Source organism: Streptococcus parasanguinis, assembly GCF_023109675.1.
GTDB lineage: Bacteria > Bacillota > Bacilli > Lactobacillales > Streptococcaceae > Streptococcus > Streptococcus parasanguinis_I.
The window spans coordinates 144,640-168,290 of record NZ_JALDUR010000004.1 but is presented as its reverse complement, the minus strand read 5'-3'; the positions used below and the strand labels follow the sequence as shown (position 1 = coordinate 168,290).

Sequence of the window (23,651 nt, the reverse complement as noted above, 5' to 3'; positions counted from 1 at the left end):
ATTTTTTACTGAATCATGGTAAAATAATTTTATGAATAGAAAACAATTTGCAGTGATAGCAGTCTTTACTGCTATGGAGACATACTTTTTCAATGAAGCGACCATGGCGGGTCAAATGCTCTTTACATGTTTTTGGGCCCTCTTGATCTTACGCAATCTCCAGACGGCCTATATGGTGGAGAAAATTGCTAGTGCCATTGAAAAAGAAATCAGAAAGAAAAGAAAATAAAACCTTTGAAAAGAAATCCTTTTTCAAAGGTTTTTTCTTGTTTTAAAAGGCTTCTTGGCATTGTTTGCGGTAATCTCCTGGGGAGAGGCCGACCTTCTGTTTAAAAGCCTTTGTAAAGTAGGAGTAGTTGTCATATCCCACCTGGAGGGCAACTTGGTAAATGGGGGTATCGCTTTGCGATAGCATCTCTTTTGCGGCGGCCATCCGTTTATCGGTGATGTATTTCACCAGTGTTTCGCCGGTGTCGCGCTTAAACATCCTCGCTAGATGATCTGGACTAAGAAAAACCATTTCGGCTAGCTTGGTGCGACTAATATCCTCCTTGTAATGGTGATCGATGTAGTCAGTGATCCGCTGGATGAGATTGGATTGGTGTTCTAGATCGATCACATAATGGCGAGCAGAGCTCCAGTAATCCCTAATATAGGCTTCAAAAGCTTCGATGGCATGAAAACGCCGTTCGAAGAGAAATTGATGGTGTTTGTTTTGAAATAACTTGTGGGCGAGAATGCCGTTCTTGTCCAGATAAATCCCAATTTGCTGGGTCCAGTCTAGCTGGAGTTCACTCAGAGCTGAGAGCGGGATGCGATCTTGAGTTTCTAAGCTATGGATGATTTGGAGGAGCTGTTCCGTCTCTAGCTGATTTGTAAAAGTGAGCGATGTCCGATGAGCAGGCTTTTGAGGTTGTGGAGCCAAAGAAGCATAGGAGTGGATACTGTCCCAATGGAAGACTTGTTCCTCACTGTATTGGCAGAGTTGCAGAGCCTTCATCAAGAGCGTCTCAAGGGAAATAGTATCTGAATAGAGAAGGATAGAGGATCGGTCTAAGTCTTGCTGGATCTTCTGCTGGATAGCCTTTAGGAAGTCTGCACACTCTGCGGTCTGATTCTTTTTGAAGAGGCAGAGGTAGCGATCAGTCTGGCTTTCGATTTTACTGAGGGCGCAGTAGTGGACAGGGAAATCCAGGGAGAGATCCTTGATACAATGGCGGAGCTGCAAGCGCCAAGAAGGGACGCTGGGGTGAAAGTCTTCTTCAACTAAGTGGAGAGTGATGAGGACTAAGAGGTAGTCTTCATGTGGTTTGGGGATATAACCCCGTTTTGTCACTTCTTGAAGGAGCTGTTCTGCTTGAGATGGACGTGGTTTTCGCAAGTAGTCATGCCAAAATTCAGCTTCTTTTTGTCCTTGTTGTGCTAATTGGGCCGCACTCTTGTGGCGCTTGATCTTATTGAGGGCTTTTTGAATGATAAATTCTAAGCGATCTGGGTCAATCGGCTTGAGGTAGTATTCAAAACTTTGGAGTTCAATGGCTTTTTGGGCATAATTGAAATCAGCATAATTGGTGAGGAAGATCGTTTGAATGTCATATTTTTCTGACCGGACCCAGGCTAGGAGATCTAACCCACTGCCTTGTGGCATCTCGATATCACTGATCATGAGGGCAATCGGGTGACTTTGAATGATGGCTTGGGCTTGGCTCAGACTGGAGGCAGTATATACCTGCTCAATGCCCAAGGCTTCCCAATGGATGGTTTCCTGTAGGGCTTTAATGATAAAACGATCATCGTCAACGAGTAGGATATTCATGTGTGTCTCCTTTGTAGGGTTCGTAAGGAAGGCTCAGTTGGATGCGGGCCCCTCCTTGGGATCCATTTGAAAATTGAAGGGTGTAGTGATCTGGATAGAGGAGATCTAGTCGCTCCCGTGCATTGGTCAAACCAATGTGGTGGCCATTTTCAGTGACTAAGGATTTTTTCTCTGCTAGATCTTGTAAGATAGCGGAGCTAAAACCGGGTCCATTATCCTGAAGGGAAATGGCAAGCTGTTGGTTTGCTTCTTCATGAATGGAAAGGTGAATGTGGAAGGAATCTTGGAAAGAAAAGCCGTGTTTGATGGCATTTTCCACAAAGGTTTGTAAAAGCAGAGGGGGAATAGCCGCATCTTTCAGATGAGGATCCCAGTCCAGGTCAAAGTGGATGCTGTCCCCATAGCGGATTTTTTGGATTTCTAGGTAATTTCGGATATGTTGGATTTCATCTACTAAGCGATTGAAATCTTGGTTAGCTTGAAAGAGGTGACGCAAGTAGTTGGAAGTCACCTTGGTCAACTCCTCGATTTCCTTATAGTCCTTGGTCTGCAGCATGCTGTGAATCATGGAAAGCATGTTGAGGTAAAAATGGGGTCGAACTTGATTTTTGAGGTAATTGAGTTCGACTTTTTTGAGGTTGAGTTGCGCGTGGTAGGCTCGAATTTGAAGGTCTTTCATATGGATCAGGACCTGATTGAGCTTGTGATTGGCCTGATCGATCTCTAAGATCCCTTGGTCTTCGATCACATCTAGCTTGGTGGAAGCAGCGTCTAGCTGAGAAAGGCGTTGGGTGAGTCGTTTCATCGGTTGGATCATCCGTTGACGAATATAAAGGATCAGAATGGTAGAGAGAACGGCGATGATCAAAGGGACCAAGGAGAGAAGGGTTTCAAGTACGATATTTGTACGGAAAACGTCCCCGTAATCGACCGTCACATACAGATCAAAAGGCAGGTGGGTTTGATTGCTACCGGCTTGAATAACGGAATCTGTAGCATGGATCTGATTGGGGCGTTCGATGGATAAGCGCCCTTTTTTTCCAATATTGAGCTTTTGCAAGGGTCTTAAAATATCCTGGGTAGAAATGATGGCATAGATAGCCTTGCCCTTGTAATGAAGGGATTTCAAGAGATAATCATGCTGGTTCAGGCTGATTCGTTGCCATTTTTGACGGGTCTTGTCTGTTTCTTTGTCATAGGTTTTAAGATGATCTTTCAATTGTACATAGTCCAGGTAGGGCAGTTGAAGACTGGAAGCGTTGAAAAAATGTGGGATATCTTTTGTCTCTATGAAAAAGGTAATGGGGCTATCCATCTGGTACTGAAACTCCGTGAAATCAATCCGCAGTTTTTTTAGATTTTCATGAAAATTTGTGAAATCAAGCGGAGTATTGAGCTCTGTCAAATAGTCGTTGTGACTAATGGTACTGTACATAAAACGCTCAACGGAGTGAAGCACTGTATTTAAGGAATCCGCATAGATATGAATCGAGTCCTCTAAATGGAGCATATTTTGGTGTTTAATAAAATTTCGGCTAATCCCACCAATCAAAAGGTTGATCAAGGTATTGACAACTAAGAGGAGAAAGAGTAGGCGCGAAAAAAATTGAATCGAGTGATCTCGTGTACTTCTGTGAATAGCTTTCATAATGAGCACCTCACATATATTATAGCACTATTTGAAAACGGATTCATGAACAAAACCGATATTAAAGTAAAAAAAATCGGGAAAGTGCATGTTTTTGTGTGGAGAAAACGGAAAAGTGAATGAAGATGCACGAAAAAGTTCTATAAAGATGGAAAGGATTCCTATAAAATAGAGGAGAAAGAAAAGGAGGGCCTTATGAAAAGCGAAGTAAATGCGAAGCAGAGCAAATTGAAGAAAAATATTCCTTTATATGTGCTTCTCCTGCCATCGATTATTTTATTGATTTTATTTGCCTATATCCCTATGGCGGGTCTAGTCATCGCTTTTAAAGATTACTCTCCCGCTACTGGGATATTTGGAAGTCCTTGGGCTGGTCTCAAGTATTTTAACCAGTTCTTCTCATCCTTCCAATTTGCAACAACCATGAAGAATACCTTGAAAATTTCTATTTACAGTATTCTGGTTGGTTTTCCCTTGCCGATTGTTCTAGCCATCATTTGCAACCAGATTCGTGTGGGCAAGTTCAAAAAAATCTTTCAAGTAACAACTTATTTGCCTCATTTTATCTCGACCATGGTCATGTGTGGGATGATTATTCTTTTTCTCTCTCCAAGTAGTGGACTGTTAGCCAATGTCCTCAAATTGGTCGGCTTAAAGATGCCTGCCCTCTTATCCAAACCGGGTAGCTTTGCAGGTGTCTATGTCTGGAGCGATGTCTGGCAACATATCGGTTGGGATAGTATCATCTATCTAGCCGCTTTATCAGCCATTGATCCAACCTTTTATGAAGCAGCGACCATGGACGGGGCGAGTCGATTGCAAAAAATCCGTCATATTGACTTACCCTTACTGTTACCAACGGCGATGATTCTCTTGATTCTCAGAGCAGGAAGCCTACTCAGTGTTGGTTTTGAAAAGGTCTTGCTCTTGCAAAATCCACTTAATCTGGCAGGAAGTGAAATCATTTCGACCTATGTCTACAAAGTGGGGATGATTAATTTCCAATATAGTTATTCGACAGCGATCGGTCTCTTTAATACCTTGGTCAACTTGATCATCTTATTGTCGGTCAACTGGTTTGCGAAACGCTATACCAAGACGGGATTGTTCTAGAAAGGAGGAGGAATTGTGAAATTGTTTCAACATGCTAGAAAGACCAAGTCGGAAATCCTCTTTGATGTTTTTATCTATGGTCTAGCGATTTGCTTGATTCTGTTGATTGTCTACCCTTTGTGGTTTGTCATTATTGCCTCCTTCAGTAATCCGTCTGATGTGGCAACTGGTAAGGTTTGGTTTATCCCGAGGGAATGGCGACTAGATGGCTATCAACGCTTGATTGAGCAACCTTTGTTTCTAAAGAGCTATCTCAACACCATCCTCTACACGGTTGTAGGGACCATCGTTGCCCTGGTCATTAATATTCCGGCTGGTTACGCCTTGTCGCGAAAGGACCTCTTTGCTAAGAAATGGGTCAGTGTCTTCTTTATCGTTCCTATGTTCGTCTCTGGGGGCTTGATTCCCATTTATTTGACAGTGAAACAATTGGGTTTGGTCGACACCTTCTGGGTCATGGTTGTACCGTTTGCAGTATCACCTTACAATATCGTTGTAGCTCGAACTTTCTTTAACAATAGTATTCCAGAAGGGATGTGGGAAGCTGCCCAGATTGATGGGTGCGGAACCATTCATTACTTCAGAAAGATCGTGCTCCCCTTGTCCAAGGCTATTATTGCCGTTATTGGACTTTGGACAGCAGTAGGGATCTGGAATTCTTGGTTCAATGCCCTGATTTATTTGACCAATGAAAATCTTCAACCCTTACAACTGATCCTGCGCCGTCTCTTAATTAGTAATCAAATGTTGCAATCGCAAGCAACAGGGGAGGTAGCTTCTGACCTCCGTATTAAGGCTGATATGATGAAATATGCAGCCATCGTTATCTCAACAGCACCGATTATGATGCTGTATCCATTCGTCCAAAAATACTTTAATCAAGGTGTCATGATAGGGGCCTTGAAAGAATAGGAGAAGATCATGAAAAACAGGAAATTTGCCTATCTGCTCCTTGGAGCAGCTGCTTTAGCTGGCTTGACGGCTTGTGGAGCTTCCACAAATAAATCAAGCAACGACAAGAATGATGGAAATACCTTCAAGATCACGACCGTTCGTTGGTCGGATTGGGGGGAAGACTATCACAAAGGCTTTCTAGATGATTCAGCCAAGGAATCAGGTATCAAGATCAAATGGGATACCATGGTGGCTGCAGACTGGTCTGATAAGAAATCTGTTCTTGTTGCCAGTGGAGATTTACCAGACGCTTTCTTGGGATCCAATGCCTTCACGGATTCTGAAATCGCTCAGAACCAAAATATGTTCATTCCATTGGAAGATTTGATCAAGGATAATATGCCCAACTTGAACAAGGCCTTTGAAAAAGAACCGAAATTAAAAGCCATGGTGACCAACCCAGATGGTCATATTTACAGCCTACCTAAGAAATTGCCAATGCGGCCAATCGTCGGCAACCAACTCTTTATTAATAAGAAATGGTTGGACAACCTTGGCTTGAAGATGCCGGAAACCTATGATGAATTGGTGACTGTTTTACAAGCCTTCAAGGACAAAGATGCCAATGGCAATGGGGATGTCAATGATGAAATTCCATTTGGCTCTGGTAACTTTGATCCGACCTTCTCTTATATCTTGCCATTCAACAACCGTCTGGGTGGAGATAATACCTATGAAATGTCCGTCAAAGATGGCAAACCGGTCTACCTCCGGACGGAAGAAAGTTATAAACAAGGGATAGCTGCTATGCATGAAGCCTACAAGAAAGGCTTGATCGACCCTGAACTCTTTACAGAAGATACCTCTATGTCTGTTGCCAAACGGATGGACAAGGGAGTGGCACGTGTCGGTGTATCAAGTGGTTGGACAGCAGATGCAACCTTCGGCCAACATGCCAGCGAATATGCTCCTCTTCCAGCATTGAAAGGCCCTGATGGCAAACAATATGTCATTTCTGACCCAGATCATTTGAACTATGGACGCAATGAAATCTTGATCACGAATAAGTGCAAGGACCCTGCAAAATTGCTCAAATGGTTGGATAAATTCTACACGGATGATGCCAGCATTCAAAACTTCTATGGATCCTTTGGCATTGCGACTGAAAAAGATGGTGACAAGTACAAGGTTTTGGCTCCAAAAGATGGTAAATCTGCCGATGAATGGGCTTGGATCAATTCCCTTCGTGACTTTGGACCAAAATATGTGTCAGATGATATCAATAGTCATGTCGACATCGACCAAACGCAAGGTGATGGCCTCAAATTGAAGATGGACAAAGAATTGAAACAGTACGCTTTGCCAGCATATCCAAATGTCATCTACTCTCAAGAAGAATTGAACAAATTGTCCTCTATTTATGTCGATATCAACTCCTATGTTACCCAACAAGCTTCTAAATGGGTAGTCGAAGGGGGCGTCGAAAAGGATTGGGACGATTACAAAGCAACATTGAAGAAGATGGGCATTGATGACTTTATGAAGATTCAACAGGATGCCTATGATCGTTACCAAAAAGAAGTGAAGTAACAGGAGTCTAAATGGATTCAAGTAAGTAACTCAGGGGCCTAAAGCCCCTGAGTGCTTCCTTGGAGGAAGTAGCAGAAATTGAGATGAAGAACAAGGAGAAGAAGATGCAAAAATTATTTTCATTGGATGGACGCTTGGTCAAGACCTTGACCCGGTTGACAGACATCATTATCTTGAACACCTTGTTTATCGTTTGCTGCCTTCCGATTTTCACGATCGGTGCATCGCTTACCGCTTTAGCAACCATGTGGCACCGCTTGTTGAAAGGGGAAGATACGGATCTCGTCTTTCATTTTTTCCGTCTCTTTCGAGCTAATTTCAAGCAAGCGACGGTGATTTGGCTGACCTGCCTAGGACTATCTGCCCTTCTTTATCTGGATTACTGTCTTTTTTCAAATACGGCCTTTTTAAGTGAGTATGGGATTTGGATCTTGCTTCCCTTTATCGTCCTTCTATGTGGAGGGATGACCTTGATCTTCCCTTATATTGGCCTCTTTGAAGACCCTACAAGAAAGGTCTGTCTGAATAGTTTCCTCATTGCTCTCTTAAATCCTATTCAAACCATCTTTCTTATCTTCTTCAATCTGGCAGTGGTTTATATCAGTCTCAGTAGTCCTGAACGGTTACTGACAGCTATTTATCTCTTTACCTTTGGAGGTTTCGCTCTTTGGAGCTTCTTAAATGTTCGACTGACCGATCAGATCTTTTCAAAGATTCAAGAAGGAGGAGTCTTTGAAAAATAAGGTCAAGCAAGTGGGACGTATGTTTTACATAATATTATTTAAATCGAATAAAGTTTCCTAGAAAATCTAGGAAACTTTTTCTATTTCATAAACATTTCACATTTCTTTTCTATAATAACTATAAAAAATGATGAAAACGTCCACATTGTATTGTCGTGGACCTTGAAATGGAGGGTGAGATCATGCTCTTACAACAGGCAATCGCCTATATTTCTCGAAAAAGAACGAGGAATCTGGTTCTCTTTCTGATTCTCCTCTTGATCCTTTCTTGCTTGTATTTCTGTTTTTCACTGATGCAAGTGGGAGGAAGACTGGAGGACCATATCAAGCAGTCGGCTGGGACCAGTTTTGCCCTGACCAGTAAGCAGGGGGCTACTCCCTTTGCACTGAAGGAAGCTGAAAAGGTGCAGCGGCTAGCTGGAGTTGGATCTATGGTTCCTCAATATGAAAGTCCTGTTCGTATTCTTGGTAAAGAAGTGGTGACGGGGCAGCAGTCGGTAGAGCGGGATGATCTGGGTCAGGAAGCCAAGCAAGCGCTAGGCGCTGTCTTCACCCAGAAGACAGACCAGCACCTGGATTTCCGCAGTGGCAGTTTCCAACTGGTGCAAGGCAAGCACTTATCCGACAAGGCTCGCGGCCAGATCTTGATCCACCAAGAGTTGGCTAAGAAGAACAAGCTAAAGGTCGGGGATTCCTTGACCTTATCCAGCTTTCAGATGGGAGAGACTCCTGCCAAAGAGCAAACCTTTAAAATCGTTGGGATCTTTTCGGGTAAGAAACAGGAAAAATTCACAGGAATGACCTCTGATCTGAGTGAGAATCAAGTCTACCTCCCTTATGAGGATACGACCAAGCTTCTTGGTCTCAGTCAGCAAGAAGTGACCCAGGTCACCTTTGGGGTCAAAGATCCTGAGAAAATCGATGCCCTCTTGAAGCAAGTCAAAAGCTTGGATCTGGATTGGCAATCGCTACGCGTGGTCGAAGATCGCAAGGCCTTTGACCAGATGAAGGAATCCTCTCAGACCCTAGAAGGCCTGGTGCGGATCATGATGATCGTCCTCCTGGTGACGGGAGCAGGTGCCCTATCGCTCTTACTCAGTCTCTGGACACGAGAGCGGATTCATGAAATCGGGGTCCTCTTATCCATTGGGAAGAGCAAGGGCCGGATCTTTAGACAGTTCCTCTTGGAAGTGGTGCTGGTATCCTTACTAGCAGTGATCCCAGCCTTTCTCATCGGGCGGATGGTCAGCCATCGTTTCTTAGAGCAGTTTGTCGGACAGACCGGTCAACAGCAGACCCTAGAATTACTCAACCAAATCCCTCAAGGCCTTTCCTTAGGAATCGCCTATGCTAGCCTCTTGTGCTTGATCCTTCTATCACTCGGTGTAACTACCAGCATGATCTGGCGCAAGACCCCAAAAGAAATATTAACAAAAATGAGTTAAGGAGAAATAACACCTATGTTAGAACTCAAACATGTATCTTATAGCTACCAAAGTTACCAAGAAGAGATCTTCTCAGACGTGAACTATCAGTTCAAAAATGGGACATTTTACAGCATTATCGGTCAGTCTGGAGCAGGGAAATCGACCCTCCTCTCCCTCCTGGCTGGTCTGGACAATCCCAAGAAGGGGCAGGTTCTCTTTGATGGGGAGGACATCCAGACCAAAGGGTCTAGCTACCACCGCAAGCATCATGTCTCCCTGGTCTTTCAGAATTATAATTTGATTGATTATTTGACGCCACTGGAAAATGTCCGCCTGGTCAACAAACAAGCTGGGAAAGACATTCTCTTGGAATTGGGGCTGGACGAAACGCAAATCAAACGCAATGTCCTGCAACTATCCGGCGGGCAGCAACAACGGGTGGCTATTGCGCGTGCGCTCGTTTCAGAAGCACCTGTCATCTTAGCAGATGAGCCGACAGGAAACTTAGATGAACAGACAGCTGGTGACATCATTGCCATTTTAAAGAAACTGGCCAAGGAACGCCAAAAATGTGTCATCGTCGTCACCCACAGTAAGGAAGTGGCAGAGGCCTCCGATGTGGTCTTGGAATTGAGTCGCCGTAGCCTCGTTGAGAAGAGTAAGTAAGGAGGGAATGTTATGTTGCGCAATGCTTTTGCTTATATCACACGGAAATGGCCCAAGTCCCTCTTGCTCTTTGCCATCATTCTCCTCATGGGGACCTTGAGCTTGATCGGACTCTCCATGAAGGGAGCGACCCAAAAAGCTTCATCGGAAAGCCTGGGATCCATTACCAATAGCTTCTCCATGCAGATCAACCGCAGGACTAATCCAGGAACCCCTCGGGGAGCTGGGAATCTCAGAGGAGAGGATATCGAAAAAATCAGCCAGGTAGAGGGGATCACCTCCTCCATCAGGCGGATCAATGCTATTGCAGATATCCTAGACCACGAGATCATTGAGACCGAAGAAACCCTGCAAAATCAATCTCCAGAGCGGGCAAAATACTTCAAGAATACCTTGATGGTGACGGGGGTCAATGACTCTTCAAAAGAAGATAAATTTGTCTCTGGAGCCTACAAGCTGGTCCAAGGGGAGCATCTGACAGACAAGGATAAAAACCAAATCCTCATGCATGAAGATTTGGCGAAAAAGAATGGTCTTAAGGTGGGCGATAAGGTGCGTCTCAAGTCCAATCTCTACGATGCTGACAATGAAAAAGGGGCTAATGAAACTGTCGAAGTGACCATTAAGGGTCTGTTCTCAGGGAAGAACCAAGCTCCTCTAACTTACGCCCAAGAATTGTATGAAGATACCCTCATCTCTGACCTGGATACAGCTGCCAAACTCTACGGCAATACTGTTCAAACAGCTACCTATGAGGATGCGACCTTCTTTGCCAAAGGGGATCAGGACCTCGATCAATTGATCGAAAAAATCAAAGCACTTGACATTGACTGGAACCTCTATGACTTGGTTAAGAGCTCTTCCAACTACCCGGCCTTGCAAAAATCGATCAGCAGCATGTTCCAAGTGGCGGACTACTTGTTTATCGGTAGCCTCGTCTTTGCTAGCTTGCTTCTCACCCTTCTCCTCGTCTTGTGGCTCAATGCCCGTCGCAGAGAAGTGGGTATCTTGCTAGCTCTGGGACTCTCCAAGGTGCAGATTGCAGGGCAATTCGTGGCAGAATTGGTCATGATTTCCATCCCAGCCTTCCTCCTCTCCTATGGAGTTGCAGGACTTCTTGCCAAAACAGTCGGAGATACGGTACTCAAGAACGTAACCAGTGGCATTGCCAAACAAATGGCTCAAGAATCCTCTGCAGCCAACCTTGGTGGTGGAGCTGAGGCAGAAAGCTTCAGTAAGACCCTGACAGACCTCCATATGGACATCCAACCGAGCCAATTGTTGGTGATTGTGTTGGTCGGTGGCCTCCTCTTGATTCTCGTATCCATCCTTTCTTCTCAATGGCTCTTGCATAAGAAACCAAAAGATCTCTTGGTGGATGTCGAATAAGAGATTGTTTCCTAAAATAGAAATAGGGTATAATAGGAGGTAGAAGAAGTTTCTTAGATAAAAGGAAAGTGTATGAAGATACTAATCGTAGAAGATGAAGTCCTGATTCGCGAAGGGATGAGCGACTATCTCATGGAATGTGGCTATGAGGTCTTTGAAGCAGGCGATGGGCAGGAGGCCCTGGACCTCTTTCACAGAGAAGCGCCGGATCTGGTCTTGCTGGATATCCAGCTCCCGATCCTCAATGGCTTGGAAGTCCTCAAGACCATCCGGAAGACCAGCTCAGTCCCTGTCCTCATGCTGACGGCCTTCCATGATGAGGACTATAAGTTGACAGCCTTTGGAGAGTTGGCAGATGGCTACCTGGAAAAACCCTTCTCCTTGTCCCTCTTGAAGGTCCGTATCGAAGCTATTTTTAAAAAGCTTCAGCCTTCCCGGGTCTTCACCTATGGAGAGGCACGAGTGGATTTTGAGAGCTACACAGCCAGTTTAGCTGGGCAAGCCATCTCCATGAATGCCAAGGAGTTGGAAATCTTGGAATACTTGCTCCAGCATGAGGGTAAGGCCCGGACTCGCTCTCAGATCCTCGATGCCGTCTGGAAGGAGACGGAGGAGATTCCTTTTGACCGGGTGATCGATGTCTATATCAAGGAACTACGAAAAAAACTAGAGCTGGACTGTATCGTAACGGTACGCAATGTCGGCTATAAATTGGAGAGACCATGACCAAACGAAGTATCTTTGCAAAGATCTTTCTGATCACCTTTGCCCTTTTTAGTGGCTTAGTCATCCTTCTACATGCTTCGGTTTACTTTATTTTCCCCTCGACCTATATCGAGTCTCAGCGCCAGACGATTTTGAAGAAATCCCAGGCCCTGGCCAAGAGTTTCCAAGGCCAGGAAGAAGGGACCATTGAGTCCGTCATCGACCTTTATTCCAAGACCAACGATATCAAGGTCTCGATCAAGGGCAAGGAAAAACAAAATGCCCTAGAGGTTAAGGATGACTTGCTCCTGAACCCTGATAGCCAGAATAATTCGCTGGTCATTGAAGAGCGAAAGATTCAGACCAAAGAGGGGAAGGACTTGACCTTGCAATTCTTAGCAACTGTCGATTCCCAAAAGGAAGCGCGGGACATCAGTCTGGGCTTCCTTCCCTATAGTCTCCTTGCTTCCTTTGTCCTGTCGCTGATCGCTTCCTATCTCTATGCCCGCCTGATTTCTGCTCCAATCCTTGAGATCAAGCAGATGACCAAGCGGATGAAGCGTTTGGATCGGACAGCTAGTCTTCCCATTCACTCGCAGGATGAGATCGGCGTACTCAAGCAACAGATCAACGACCTCTATCACCATCTCCTAGAAGTGATCGACAATCTAGAGCAGCAGAAACAGGAAAATCTGAAGTTGGAGCAGATGAAGGTCGAATTCCTACGGGGAGCCTCGCATGAGCTCAAGACGCCTCTGGCCAGCTTGAAGATTATCCTAGAAAATATGCGGGATAAGATCGGCCGCTACAAGGACCGGGACCGCTATCTGTCGGTCTCCCTCGATATCGTCGATGAGATGAACCAGATCGTCCTAGAAATCCTGTCCCTGTCCTCTGTCCAAGAATTGGCCGGAGACAAGGAATGGATCCAGTTGGATCAGGTCGTAGAGCAGATCCTCGACCAGTACAAGGTCTTGGCTCAATCTCGCTCGCTCATGATTGACAATCAAATCCCTGACAAAGCCGTCTATATGGACCCAGCGATTCTAAAATTGGTTCTCTCAAATGTTATCAGTAATGCCGTCAAACATTCGGATGCCGGTGGAGAGATCCAGCTCCGTCTCGAAGAGGAAGGGACGCACTTGGCGATTGAAAATACCAGCCAGGAAATGGTAGAGACCGCTGAAATGCCAATGACCGCTAGCCGTCAGAAGAAGGAAGGCGGCTTGGGGCTCTTTGTGGTCCAACACTTGCTAGACCATGAAGAGCTGGCCTACCAATTTGATAAAACGGCTATGGGCTTGCGCTTCCGTATGGAACTGCCCAAGGAGCCACAAGAATAAAAAGAGGCTGGGACAAAAGTCCTAGCCTCTCAATTATTTTTGGTTTGTTGAGCAAGACGCAGTGGTTGAGTGGGCTCTACTACGCTGATTTCATCAGCTTTTACAGCCCTACTCAACTGTGCGGAGGTAGGACGACGAAATCGAATTCTAACGAATTACCGATTTCTGTCCCACTCTCTTGTATTTAATCAACCTTTTCTACCTTTAGCAATTGGCCATGTTTTAATTCATAAATAGTATCTACATAGGTCAGGATGGAGCGGTCATGGGTCACCATGATGGCGCTCTTGTTTTTGGATTTGACTTCTTTCCGGATCAATTGGGCGATTTCTTGACCTCGATCTGGGTCTAGGCTAGCGGTTGGCTCATCAGCTAAAATGACCTGCGGATTTCCGATAAAGGCCCGAGCGATGGCTGCCCGTTGTTTTTGCCCACCAGACATCTGATTCGGGTATTGGTGGTAGCAAGCTTCGATGCCCAGATCTGCCAGCAAGGCTTTGACTTCCTCTTGGCGTTTCTTCTTGTCCTTTTCCCCCTTCAATTTGGCCACCAGTTCTAACTGGTCACCGATTTTCATATAGGAGAGGAGCTGGTGATCTTGAAAGATGAAGCCGAGCAATTCCAGCCGTTTTTGCGTCCACTGGCCTTGGTTGAGGTTAGTTAAATCTTGGCCAGCGATAGAAATCCGCCCCTCATCCGCTGATAAGAGTAAGCCAGCGATAGCTAAGAGAGTGGATTTGCCTGATCCTGAAGGGCCCAAGATGGCGACAAATTCGTTGGGTTCTACGCTTAAATTCAGCTGGTTGAGGACATGGTGCATCTGGCTGCCATCGGCGTAGGATTTTCTGATATTTTCTAATGCGATAATGGCCATCTTATTCTCCATTTCCACCAATGACTTCGATTGGATCTACTTTTTTGATTTTGACAAGGGACAAGGCACCACACAAAATAGAGGTCAGGATAAAGCTAACCGAGATGTTGAGGTTGTCTTTCAGGGTCATAAAGGAAGGGACACTATTAGGTAAAAATGGCGCCATCATAGTTGCCAAGCCAAGCCCCAGCAGCACTCCTATGAGGGAGATGATGGTGAGCTGGGATAGTTGGACATAGGTAATCTGGCTCATGGACATGCCAATGGCCTTCAAGACGCCGAACTGTTTCAACTTCTGCAGGGTCAGGATATAGAAGAAGACCCCAAGGATAGCAGAAGAAGCAAGCAAGAGAACCCACGTAATCATCCGTAGCGTCAGATTTTGAGCCTTGTAGCCAGGAATTTTATCGATCACTTGCTTCTTATCCGTCACCATTAAGTTGCTGGCTAGATCACTAGAAGTGATGCTTTTCTTGGTCACAAGGGTTTGGGCTCGCCATTGATAGCTTGGATCTGTTTTTTGCCGCATGCCTGTGTAGGTATCCGAGCTGATAAAGCCAATCTCGCTATAGCCGTATTTTGCATTTTTCGCAAAGGCCACGACCTTGAGTTTTTGCTTAGAAGTTTTGTCGATCACTTGGTCGCCGACTTGGATCCCTTCATCTTCTTTGAAAGAACTGTCCAGAATGACCTCGTTTTTCTTTAAGTCGGAGATCTTGAGGTCGGTATCCTCCATAATTGGATTAAGGATCTCTTCTTCGTTGTGATCGGTCGCGAAGTAGGTGATATCCAGAGTGTTGGAATCCTCTGTTTTTGAGACGGTTGCCCGTTGGATGGACAAGCCAGAATAGTCCATCCCCTCTATCTTTTTGACCTCATTTAAATCTTTCGCCGTAATGGTTGAAAAGGGGATAATCCCTTCTGAATCCGTCGAAAGGATATAGTGCAGGGCCCCATAGTTATCGATTTGTGCCGATACCGAACGCCCCAGTCCATTTGTCAGACCGGACAAAAACACCACCATAAACATGAGGATGATAATGAGGAGTTCAATCAGGATAAACTTCTTGGGTTGGTATTTAATTTCATTCCATGCGATTTTCATAATCGTCTCCTTTTAACAAGGAGGTGCTCGAGTAGCTCGGCACCTAAACATACTCTACCATCATACCATAAGTGGGGGGATAATAGGGGGATGGTGTTTGGTAGAGTATGAAGGAATCGGATTTGTTTCTCAATTATTAATTATTAATTGTTAATATATACAAAAAAAGAGATATGCTATAGACAAACAAAAACGCCTTGATTTCAAGGCTTTTCCTGTTGTCTTTGATGCCCCCTGCATGAAATCCTTCATTTTAGTGTAGAAGAAAATAGCGATAGATGCTTGAAATAGAGGGATTCTTATTAAAGATATTTTTCGAATAAAAGTGATTTGAAATACAACTTGGTACAAATAAACTTCAATTTTATGAACATATAAGTTTATAAAGTTTATAATTATATGTTTCCGAAAAACATATCTTTTTCAGAAAGTGGAACAATAAGCAAAAAAACAGCCCCAACGGTTGGGGCTGTTGGTGTTTCTGATGAAATATCTTAATCATTTCATTTTAAAATGTTCCAAAATAATTATTTCAACATTAATTTTTTATAATTTATACAAAAAAATTCTCAATGAGAAAAAATAGTTTGAAAAAATCTGTTTTTTTGTGTATAATATACACAAAAAGATGAGGTGATTTAAATGGCAATTACAACTACAAAAGCAAGATTGAATCTAAGTATTGACTCTGAATTAAAACAGGAAGTTGGTGAGGTCTTGAAGGAGATTGGGCTTGACTATACTACAGCAATTAATTTATATTTCAATAAAATCAGACGTGATCGTAAAATTCCATTTGAACTTGAAGCACGAAAAAATTTAACTGTCGATGAATTTCTTGGTTCAAATTGGCGTGAAGGTATGGAAAATGTAGAGGACGGTTGGGATTGAGTTATAAAGTTGAATTGATACCTGAAGCGCAAGATGATTTTTATAAATTAGATAATAGTCAACGTCTTCATGTTAAAAAGTCACTTATCAAGTTAGAAAATCAAGGGATGCTTGCCGGAGAGGCTCTTCACGGTAATTTAGCAGGTTACAGGAAGTTAAAACACAAAAAATTGGGCCTGAGAATTGTTTTTCATGAAACTGTCAATGCGATTGAAATTATTGAAGTCATTGCTATTGGTAAGAGAAGTGATAACGAAATTTATACAATTTCTGAAAAACGTATAAAAAACAGATGAAGCTATTTTAACCAACCTGCATAAAAGAAAGAAACACCTACTAACTTATTCAAGAAATTAAAAGTAAATGAGATAAGAAAACTGAAACTACTTTCACATATAAAAAAATGAAATTTCATTCAAATTAAAGTATAATAAAATAAGAAAAAGTTGTTACTAAAGATAACATTTTTAGAATAAAAAATTACCGTAACTAATTAATATTTATATAAGAAAGTGGATGATTCCAATGTGCAAACTATAATTATCAATTCTTAAGCTGTAAATAGTAGTGCTTCAGGTCAAATTAAAGCAGAGTTGTTAGGAGCTGGTTTTAGTTTTGGAGGTAGTTTTGGAGGCAAAACTTATTATAGAGTCCCATTTAATCAAAACGGAACTATTAGTCTATACTAACTTAGGAGATAATCGATATTATGAATGAAAAAAATCGTACATATTTTATTTGTGCAAGTATTATTATTTCATCTATAATTTTAGGACTCTTTATTTATAACGGAATTTATAACGGATTTGACGTTTTGGGTCAATATATAAACGATGGCCTCAGGGTAATTAATAGTAATTTACCTGATGTTTTTAGGCAGTAATAGTAATAGAATTTAAATAAAAAACGGTAATTTAGTGAATGCTGATTGCCGTTTTTTGTTTGCTAATTCCAATAACCATTGATAGTGTAAAAAAGAATGTAAATGTTTAACAAAAGATTTGACAAATGGAAAGATTAAGAGGATTAACAAGATAAAAATAATTATTTTTTTCATTGTAGTTCTCCTTTATTTTTTGTATGATTATATCAGAATGTTTTTAAAAAATGAAAGGGTTTTCTATGGAAAATGATGTGTTTTTTGATTATTTTTTAAGATCACTTAGGTTTCATTTACGTGATAAGTGTAAGGATATTGGATTTATAGAGTTTTTCAAAGATGAAAATAATTGTTTTATTACTATAGAGGATTATGTTTTGGAATCTTTTGTAATATTGTCAAATATTTTGAGTCAGGAGAGGATTGTGTTTTCTTGTGGAATTATTTATAGTAAGGGGGTAGTTACTGGAGTAGAAGTATATATGAGTGTATTAGAGTTAGAAAAATTAAATAAATTGTTTAAAATATAGTTTTGAAGCATATTAAATTTTGTCGGACAATAACGAAGCGGTCCTACTAGTCATTTTGAAAGCTGGATGACTTATCTAAGTCACCTAGCTTTCGAAAAAAGTCCTTGTTGTTCGAGGACTTTTTTATGTATATAAAGTTAAAAAAGATGGGATGTACAAAGCTATTCCCAAAATTTCCACCATTTTTTAATGTTCTAGTAGTAGGGTCTCATTCCTTACTGTCAGGGCTCCGATCAGTTGCAACTGGCTGTTGCTTATCCAATCATGACGAAATATTAAAAAAGCTTCCAACACTATTCAAGCAATTAAAAGTGGGAAAACTTAATCCGTTTAGAAAGATAAACATTTGTCTTTTTTCGCACTTTTGCATCGTCTAAATTGACTATTAAATAGTGAAAGGGGGTAGTAAATGGATAAAGTGATAAAAATCGTTGGCGTGTCTTAACGCTTTTATCGGTTGGCTTTTCGTCTTCTTCTATGAGACTGAGCTAGTTTTTAGTTTCACAGTGCCTCAGATATGGACGATAGCCTATGCTATAAAATTCATATAAAGATAATCAACAACAAAATAAGCAAGAATAGGGAAAAGTCTTTAGATCAAAAAACGCATAATATTAGGTTTTGAAGAACCTTGATACTATGCGTTTTATTGTGGGGAGATTTACTTTATTTTCTCCTGAAATTGAGTTTTTACCTAGTATCGTTTTACTTCCGATTAGAGATGAAAAATTTATCAATGAATAGTAAGTGAAATAATGCAAGTATAAATCCCCAGAAACTACCACGAAGAGAGAATTCTTGATGATTAAGAGGAAGCAAATCATGGTTTCCTACATAGATGCATGTCAAAATCACAAATAGAATCCAAAATAAATCAGTCCATTTATATTTTGAAAAATATTTTTTTAGCATAAGAACACCTTCTTCCTTTACTACATTAGTATTATATGATAAAATGTAAGCGAATACAAATAAAAAGGAAAACATGCAGCAAAAAGTGCTATTCGTTCAGCAATTTCTAGATATCTAGGTAGTTGGTTTGTAAATGATGTTGCTTTAGAATTCGCTATGAATTTATTATCACCGGGGACTTATTTAGCAAAATTATGGGATCAAAATGATGCCGTTCCTAACAACGGAAGAATTAACTTTTAATCATGAGATATATAATAAAATTAATTGGGTATAACGTATTTTCGTTGTTTATATTCTTTCTCTTTGCAATGTTGTTTAAAGTTCCCTTTAGGTGGTGGATAAGCATTGCAATGACGACTTCGTCGTACATTGTATATAATTACTTAGAGAAAAAGAGAGAAAAGGAATGATCTTATACCAGATCATTCCTTTTCTGCAAAGTACCAAGAGAAAAACTAAAAGTTTATGTACAATTGAGTTAACATGGACTAAACCATTGATACAACTGAAACAGAAGCATAAAGTACGTTCTTTAAAAAATGTACTTTATTTTCGTTTTGTATATTATTCTGGAGTGGTATTTTGTATATTTTATAGTTCATCATATTATCAAATCTAAGAAATTGATTTGTACATTTTTTTCAATGATAATCAAGGTATAATAAAAAAATTAAAGTTCGAATTCTGAAACTACTTTCATATATAAAAAATTGAATCTAAATTGCTGTAGTCCTATAATAAAGATAGGGATAAAAAGAAATTTTCCTAGAAAGGAGTATACTGTATCATATGTGACAGTATTATTAATGAATCATGAAAAAAATAATTACCATAGTACAGTGCATTTTGTTTCCCGTGTCTCCTTATATAGCTAGAGAACTATGCTTGATGAGTAAAAATCTAGTCGATAATATGTTCCTTACATTCTTTATCATGCTAACAATTTCTTTTTGGCTTGGTATTTGGAAGTTGGGAGATCTTGTGGGAAATCCAAAATAGAAAGTAAAAAGTTGTGCTAGAGATGAGATTTTTATTTATTTTAATTATTAATACACCTTATTTCTTTTATTTAAAATGGAAGGATAAGCCTAAACAAAAAAATAAGTCCTTTTGTTATCTTTATAAGTTTTACATGATTTACTTGTGGTTTATCCTCATAATTTCCATAATGGCTATCGGTATTTTATCCCTTGGAGTAGTAGCTGGTATGGGAAGAAAACTTCCGTTTGGTTTCTTTGTTTTATCTTTTTTATGTATAGTTCTATTTAGTTTCTATATTTTTAGTATTCTAAAAGAGATAAAGGACTTAAAGCAAATAAAAGGTAAGTAAATATTAACTAAGAGAACTAGCTAACTAGCTTAAGTAAAATATAACACGGCCATGATTCATGAGCCGTGTTTTTGTATGAATGTACAATTGAAAAATTTTTAGTTTTCACTTAATAAAGTACATAATTGACAATGATTAGCTAAAAACATTTTTTGGTTATCTTAGAATTGAATGTTTAGAATGTGTGGTGGAGGATAAGAAGCCTTATTCATATTTGGATAGGCAAAAGGTTTTTTAGAAAGTAAAAGTATCTAACAACATCTTATGTCGTGAGCAATTATAAAATTAGTCAATTTCTTATAATTAATTTTTGAAATTTATTAACTATTATATAGTAAAAAAGGAGACTATGCTGTACTGACCCCAAAAAGTTAGACAATTAATTTAAGCAAAGGATTTAGTTCTGTATTGTACAGGACTAAGTCCTTTTAGTTTTACCTTAATTCGTTTGTTGTTGTAGTAATCAATATAGTCGACAATAGCTTGTTCCAAGTGCTCAAGTGACTGAAACGTATTCTCATAACCATAAAACATTTCAGACTTAAGAATGCCAAAGAAAGATTCCATCATACCGTTATCTGGGCTATTTCCCTTACGTGACATAGATGGTTGGATTCCCTTATTCTTTAAAAAATGATGATAGAAATCATGTTGGTATTGCCATCCTTGGTCACTATGGAGAATTGTATTTTCGTAATGGTTCGCTGTAAAGGCTTGTTCTAGCATAGCTTTCATTTGTACTAAGTTCGGCGAAGTAGAAAGATTGTAGGAGATAATTTCGCTGTTAAAGCCATCTAAAACTGGTGATAAATAAAGCTTTTGACTGCTTGCTGGAATGGCAAATTCTGTCACATCTGTGTAGCACTTTTGCATTGGTTTGGTTGCTTCAAATTGACGTTGAATAAGGTTATCTGCTTTCTTGCCAACCTCTCCTTGGTATGAAGAATACTTCCGTTTACGGCGAATTCGAGCCGTTAAACCAAGTACTTTCATAAGACGCTGCACCTTCTTATGGTTCACTACGAAGCCACGATTTCGTAATTCTAGAGTCATGCGACGATAGCCGTAATTTCCTTTATGCTCAGTATAAATTAACTGAATTTCAGCTTTAACTTGATCATCCTTATCGCTTTGATCCAGCTGTTTTAAGTGATAATAATAAGTTGAACGGGCAAGCTTAATAATCTTTAGAAGGATATCTAAAGAAAACTCTGTTACTAATCCTTGAACAATTTCCGTTTTTCTTCTTGCTCTTTTTCCTCCTTCAATCGGAGTTCTCTCAACTTTTTTAGAACAGCATTCTCCGCTCTCAGGTATTCATTTTCTGCTTGAAGACGTTCTAACTCTGTCATTTCTTCAGGTTTTTTCTTTGGCTTGCGTCCCATTTTAGGTGCTCTCCCTCTTGTTTTCTCAACAATAGTATACCCATTTTTCTTGTATTGTGCCAGCCAATTTGGAAGCATTCCTTGGTTTGGGAGAGCATAATCTAGAGACACCCTTATTTGTGAACGACCTTCAAGCAGAACTTTATCAATAATTTCTCGTTTTAATTTAGGAGAATAATAACGATTCTTCCCCTTTTTGACGAACTCTATACCGTAACGATCAATCAATTTAATCATGTACCTAAGATTAGGAATATTTATCCCGAATATATTTGAAAGCTCTTTGAAGCTTCGCCCTTGTTTTCTAAGTTCATATATCTGAACTTTATCCTTATATGTCAATTTCATAATAAAAACACCCCAAAAGTTAGATTTTTTCTGTCTAACTTTTGGGGTGCGGTTCATGCGCTAGTCTCTTTTTTGTCGCTTAGATTTTTATTAGAAAAAATAAATTATTCTTTTGGTAATGAGTATACTTCGATATGATTTCCAAGTATTTTAATCTTGACTGGAAGTTTATCTGATTTATCACCGTCAACATCTGATTCTAACTCAGTATCAGAAGAAATTCTAATATTTTTTGCTTTAATATATTCGATGTGATCATTTGACACAACATCTCCTTTTAACAAATCTGGAATTGCAGATAGTTTAGAAAGGATGGAGGCATCTTTTAAAATTAAGATATTTTCATATCCATCTTTATTTTCGTCAAATAGTTTTTTATCAGCGTAATAGTTGGATAATAAGACTAAGACTTGACTGGCCTCACCGTTATAACTTCCATTTTCAGTTTCAATATGAATATTAAACACATCGTCTTTTATGATTGACTTCATTGTATTTAATGCATATGCGAAGATCCCAAATTTTGTTTTATCTTCTATATTTTGAAAAATTTGAACACAAAAATAATGCCATGTTATTAACTTTTTCCTCTTAATACACTGAAAAAATGGTAATGAAGATATTAAAGATTATTAGTTATCATTTTCTCTCTTTTGCATAGAGAGAAACTCTTGAAGGAATAGTTTTTTAGCCTCTCCATCTGATGAAGTATCTAAATCCTCGATAATCATTCTGGCTACCTCTTCGCGTGAGGTTGTTCCGTACTCTTCTAACAATTTATAATCAATTCGTTCTTCAACGTTTGTATATGGGTAACGAGCAAGTAAATCATCGATACGATTATCAAATTCATACTCAGTCCATAACTCTTCAAAGACATCCCTATAATTCTCTATATTAGAATCTGAAGCAATTAAAGATAATGTATCCAAAAAGCCAGATTTATATCCTTTTATTTCTGAACAAAGAGCGATGACTTCATCTTTATTAATTTTGGTTAAATCTTCTCGTATGTCTAACAAGTCCTTATCTCTAAAAAGTTTTTCAAAACCTTCAAGTTGAGTATTGAAGCTGCTTAATTTTGAATGCTCTGGTTGAACCAATATTTCTCTAAAATCCATAATAATCTCCAAATTTCTCTAAATAAAATATTAGAGTGTCGTGAATAGGCACTCTTGGAATGGAAGCTAAAAGTCAAATTAACTTGGAAAGGCTTACATATAAATATTATACATTTTATAAAAGTATACGTCAAATTTTATAAAAAATTCTCTATAAAATATAGTATTTTAAAAAATTTTTTTAAAAAAGCTCAAATTTCTATCGAATAGAGACTGATATATCATCTTAAATTAAACATAAAATACAATAAAGTTATTTTTTTATTCATTTTATTAGTGATCGAGATAGAACAAATAATATAGAAAACAAACAAAATTAAACACGCTTTTATAGATATATAAACAAATGAATATATAAAATAACATAAATTAAAATGTTGTGAAAACGCAAACAATCTTACTATATAAAGGTTCATTATCTTATAAGAATATTTATGCTTTTTAAAAATACCCAAGCATTTTAGTTGACTTTGTTTGGGTAAAGGTTTATAGTTAAATCAATCAAAGAAAAATATTTTGAAAAAAATATCCAAAATAAGATTTTAGCTAAAATTCTACTATTTATTTTATCAATTCAAATTGATAATATTATTAATCAATGGAGATTGATAATATTTAAATAAATATTCTATGATATAGAAAGGTGGCCCATTATGCTATGGTCTATTATTGTAGGAGGCCTTATTGGTCTCATTGCAGGAGGAATTACCAAAAAAGGTGGTTCAATGGGTATTATTGCTAATGTTTTAGCAGGTTTAATTGGTTCATCAGTTGGACAATCCCTTTTGGGCAGTTGGGGCCCATCTTTAGCAGGCATGGCTTTGCTTCCTTCAATTGCAGGAGCTGTCATTGTTGTTAGTGTAGTTTCATTCTTCTTAGGGAAAAAAGAATAATTTTCTTTTTCAAGAATAAATCATAATCTTTAAGACAGGGCAAGG

21 protein-coding genes and 2 pseudogenes are annotated in these 23,651 nt (G+C 39.7%); 15 read left to right on the top strand and 8 right to left on the bottom strand.

The genetic code is table 11. From position 1 onward, the window contains the following. The first annotated feature begins 31 nt into the window (after nucleotides 1-31). Nucleotides 32-229 (top strand): DUF3272 family protein, encoded by a 198-nt coding sequence (locus M1G14_RS04975; protein WP_024055805.1) that lies wholly within the window; start codon nucleotides 32-34, stop codon nucleotides 227-229. Between the two features lie 42 nt (nucleotides 230-271). On the opposite strand, the gene M1G14_RS04970 is transcribed toward M1G14_RS04975, so the two are convergent. Next, complete coding sequence (locus M1G14_RS04970; protein ID WP_049475290.1) at nucleotides 272-1,816, bottom strand: helix-turn-helix domain-containing protein; 1,545 nt, start codon at nucleotides 1,814-1,816, stop codon at nucleotides 272-274. Continuing rightward, on the bottom strand, nucleotides 1,797-3,464 hold the full coding sequence (locus M1G14_RS04965; protein ID WP_247926367.1) for a sensor histidine kinase: 1,668 nt from the start codon (nucleotides 3,462-3,464) through the stop codon (nucleotides 1,797-1,799). Before M1G14_RS04965 ends, M1G14_RS04970 begins: the two co-directional genes overlap by 20 nt. A 195-nt stretch (nucleotides 3,465-3,659) precedes the next feature. Here M1G14_RS04965 and M1G14_RS04960 point away from each other — a divergent pair, with 195 nt between their 5' ends. The 9 genes from M1G14_RS04960 to M1G14_RS04920 all read left to right on the top strand — a co-directional run bounded on the left by M1G14_RS04960 (nucleotide 3,660) and on the right by M1G14_RS04920 (nucleotide 13,334). Beyond that, nucleotides 3,660-4,577 (top strand): ABC transporter permease, encoded by a 918-nt coding sequence (locus M1G14_RS04960; RefSeq protein WP_024055802.1) that lies wholly within the window; start codon nucleotides 3,660-3,662, stop codon nucleotides 4,575-4,577. Nucleotides 4,578-4,592: 15 nt separating this feature from the next. Further along, nucleotides 4,593-5,489 (top strand): carbohydrate ABC transporter permease, encoded by an 897-nt coding sequence (locus M1G14_RS04955; protein WP_049475288.1) that lies wholly within the window; start codon nucleotides 4,593-4,595, stop codon nucleotides 5,487-5,489. Nucleotides 5,490-5,498: 9 nt separating this feature from the next. Next, complete coding sequence (locus M1G14_RS04950; RefSeq protein ID WP_031575601.1) at nucleotides 5,499-7,061, top strand: type 2 periplasmic-binding domain-containing protein; 1,563 nt, start codon at nucleotides 5,499-5,501, stop codon at nucleotides 7,059-7,061. A 104-nt stretch (nucleotides 7,062-7,165) separates the two neighbouring features. Continuing rightward, nucleotides 7,166-7,804, top strand: coding sequence for a YesL family protein (locus M1G14_RS04945; RefSeq protein ID WP_024055799.1), 639 nt, complete (start codon nucleotides 7,166-7,168; stop codon nucleotides 7,802-7,804). A 182-nt stretch (nucleotides 7,805-7,986) separates the two neighbouring features. Next, complete coding sequence (locus M1G14_RS04940; RefSeq protein ID WP_049475285.1) at nucleotides 7,987-9,249, top strand: ABC transporter permease; 1,263 nt, start codon at nucleotides 7,987-7,989, stop codon at nucleotides 9,247-9,249. A 15-nt stretch (nucleotides 9,250-9,264) separates the two neighbouring features. After that, on the top strand, nucleotides 9,265-9,897 hold the full coding sequence (locus tag M1G14_RS04935; protein ID WP_021153487.1) for an ABC transporter ATP-binding protein: 633 nt from the start codon (nucleotides 9,265-9,267) through the stop codon (nucleotides 9,895-9,897). A gap of 12 nt (nucleotides 9,898-9,909) precedes the next feature. Continuing rightward, a complete protein-coding gene (locus M1G14_RS04930; RefSeq protein ID WP_024055723.1) occupies nucleotides 9,910-11,286 on the top strand; it encodes an ABC transporter permease in 1,377 nt (458 codons plus the stop codon). A 72-nt stretch (nucleotides 11,287-11,358) separates the two neighbouring features. Next, a complete protein-coding gene (locus tag M1G14_RS04925) occupies nucleotides 11,359-12,012 on the top strand; it encodes a response regulator transcription factor (protein WP_009731294.1) in 654 nt (217 codons plus the stop codon). Beyond that, a complete protein-coding gene (locus M1G14_RS04920) occupies nucleotides 12,009-13,334 on the top strand; it encodes a sensor histidine kinase (RefSeq protein ID WP_024055724.1) in 1,326 nt (441 codons plus the stop codon). The genes M1G14_RS04925 and M1G14_RS04920 overlap by 4 nt, the downstream gene beginning before the upstream one ends. Before the next feature lie 184 nt (nucleotides 13,335-13,518). Here M1G14_RS04920 and M1G14_RS04915 read toward each other — a convergent pair whose 3' ends face one another. Next, entirely contained in the window at nucleotides 13,519-14,208 is a 690-nt protein-coding gene (locus M1G14_RS04915) for an ABC transporter ATP-binding protein (RefSeq protein ID WP_024053487.1), read from the bottom strand. Nucleotide 14,209: 1 nt separating this feature from the next. Continuing rightward, nucleotides 14,210-15,313 (bottom strand): ABC transporter permease, encoded by a 1,104-nt coding sequence (locus M1G14_RS04910; RefSeq protein WP_024053488.1) that lies wholly within the window; start codon nucleotides 15,311-15,313, stop codon nucleotides 14,210-14,212. A 642-nt stretch (nucleotides 15,314-15,955) separates the two neighbouring features. Between M1G14_RS04910 and M1G14_RS04905 the strand changes: the two genes are divergently transcribed. The 3 genes from M1G14_RS04905 to M1G14_RS04895 all read left to right on the top strand — a co-directional run bounded on the left by M1G14_RS04905 (nucleotide 15,956) and on the right by M1G14_RS04895 (nucleotide 17,614). Further along, entirely contained in the window at nucleotides 15,956-16,204 is a 249-nt protein-coding gene (locus tag M1G14_RS04905; RefSeq protein WP_024053489.1) for a type II toxin-antitoxin system RelB/DinJ family antitoxin, read from the top strand. After that, entirely contained in the window at nucleotides 16,201-16,500 is a 300-nt protein-coding gene (locus M1G14_RS04900; protein ID WP_003007839.1) for a type II toxin-antitoxin system RelE family toxin, read from the top strand. Before M1G14_RS04905 ends, M1G14_RS04900 begins: the two co-directional genes overlap by 4 nt. 826 nt (nucleotides 16,501-17,326) lie before the next feature. Beyond that, nucleotides 17,327-17,614, top strand: a complete 288-nt coding sequence (locus M1G14_RS04895; RefSeq protein WP_229027490.1) for a hypothetical protein — start codon at nucleotides 17,327-17,329, stop codon at nucleotides 17,612-17,614. 705 nt (nucleotides 17,615-18,319) lie between these two features. On the opposite strand, the gene M1G14_RS04890 is transcribed toward M1G14_RS04895, so the two are convergent. Beyond that, nucleotides 18,320-18,526 carry a hypothetical protein gene (locus tag M1G14_RS04890; RefSeq protein WP_042759375.1) on the bottom strand — a complete coding sequence of 69 codons (207 nt, stop codon included), beginning with the start codon at nucleotides 18,524-18,526 and terminating at the stop codon, nucleotides 18,320-18,322. Between the two features lie 63 nt (nucleotides 18,527-18,589). On the opposite strand from M1G14_RS04890, the pseudogene M1G14_RS04885 reads away from it, so the two are divergent. After that, nucleotides 18,590-18,769: pseudogene (locus M1G14_RS04885) on the top strand (hypothetical protein); the annotation flags it as partial. Nucleotides 18,770-20,243: 1,474 nt separating this feature from the next. Here M1G14_RS04885 and M1G14_RS04880 read toward each other — a convergent pair. From M1G14_RS04880 to M1G14_RS04870, 3 genes and pseudogenes are all read right to left on the bottom strand, one after another. Then, nucleotides 20,244-21,592 (bottom strand): IS3 family transposase gene (locus tag M1G14_RS04880; protein ID WP_105026051.1). Its coding sequence is split into 2 segments (ribosomal slippage): nucleotides 20,244-21,142 and nucleotides 21,142-21,592, totalling 1,350 coding nucleotides; the frame shifts between segments, so codons are not numbered across the junction. 104 nt (nucleotides 21,593-21,696) lie between these two features. Further along, a pseudogene (locus M1G14_RS04875) lies at nucleotides 21,697-22,131 on the bottom strand (diacylglycerol/lipid kinase family protein); the annotation flags it as partial. Nucleotides 22,132-22,224: 93 nt separating this feature from the next. Next, nucleotides 22,225-22,713, bottom strand: a complete 489-nt coding sequence (locus M1G14_RS04870; protein ID WP_024056044.1) for a hypothetical protein — start codon at nucleotides 22,711-22,713, stop codon at nucleotides 22,225-22,227. Between the two features lie 653 nt (nucleotides 22,714-23,366). Between M1G14_RS04870 and M1G14_RS04865 the strand changes: the two genes are divergently transcribed. Further along, nucleotides 23,367-23,606: a GlsB/YeaQ/YmgE family stress response membrane protein gene (locus M1G14_RS04865; RefSeq protein ID WP_024055657.1), complete on the top strand. Its 240-nt coding sequence runs from the start codon at nucleotides 23,367-23,369 to the stop codon at nucleotides 23,604-23,606. Nucleotides 23,607-23,651: the final 45 nt, after the last annotated feature.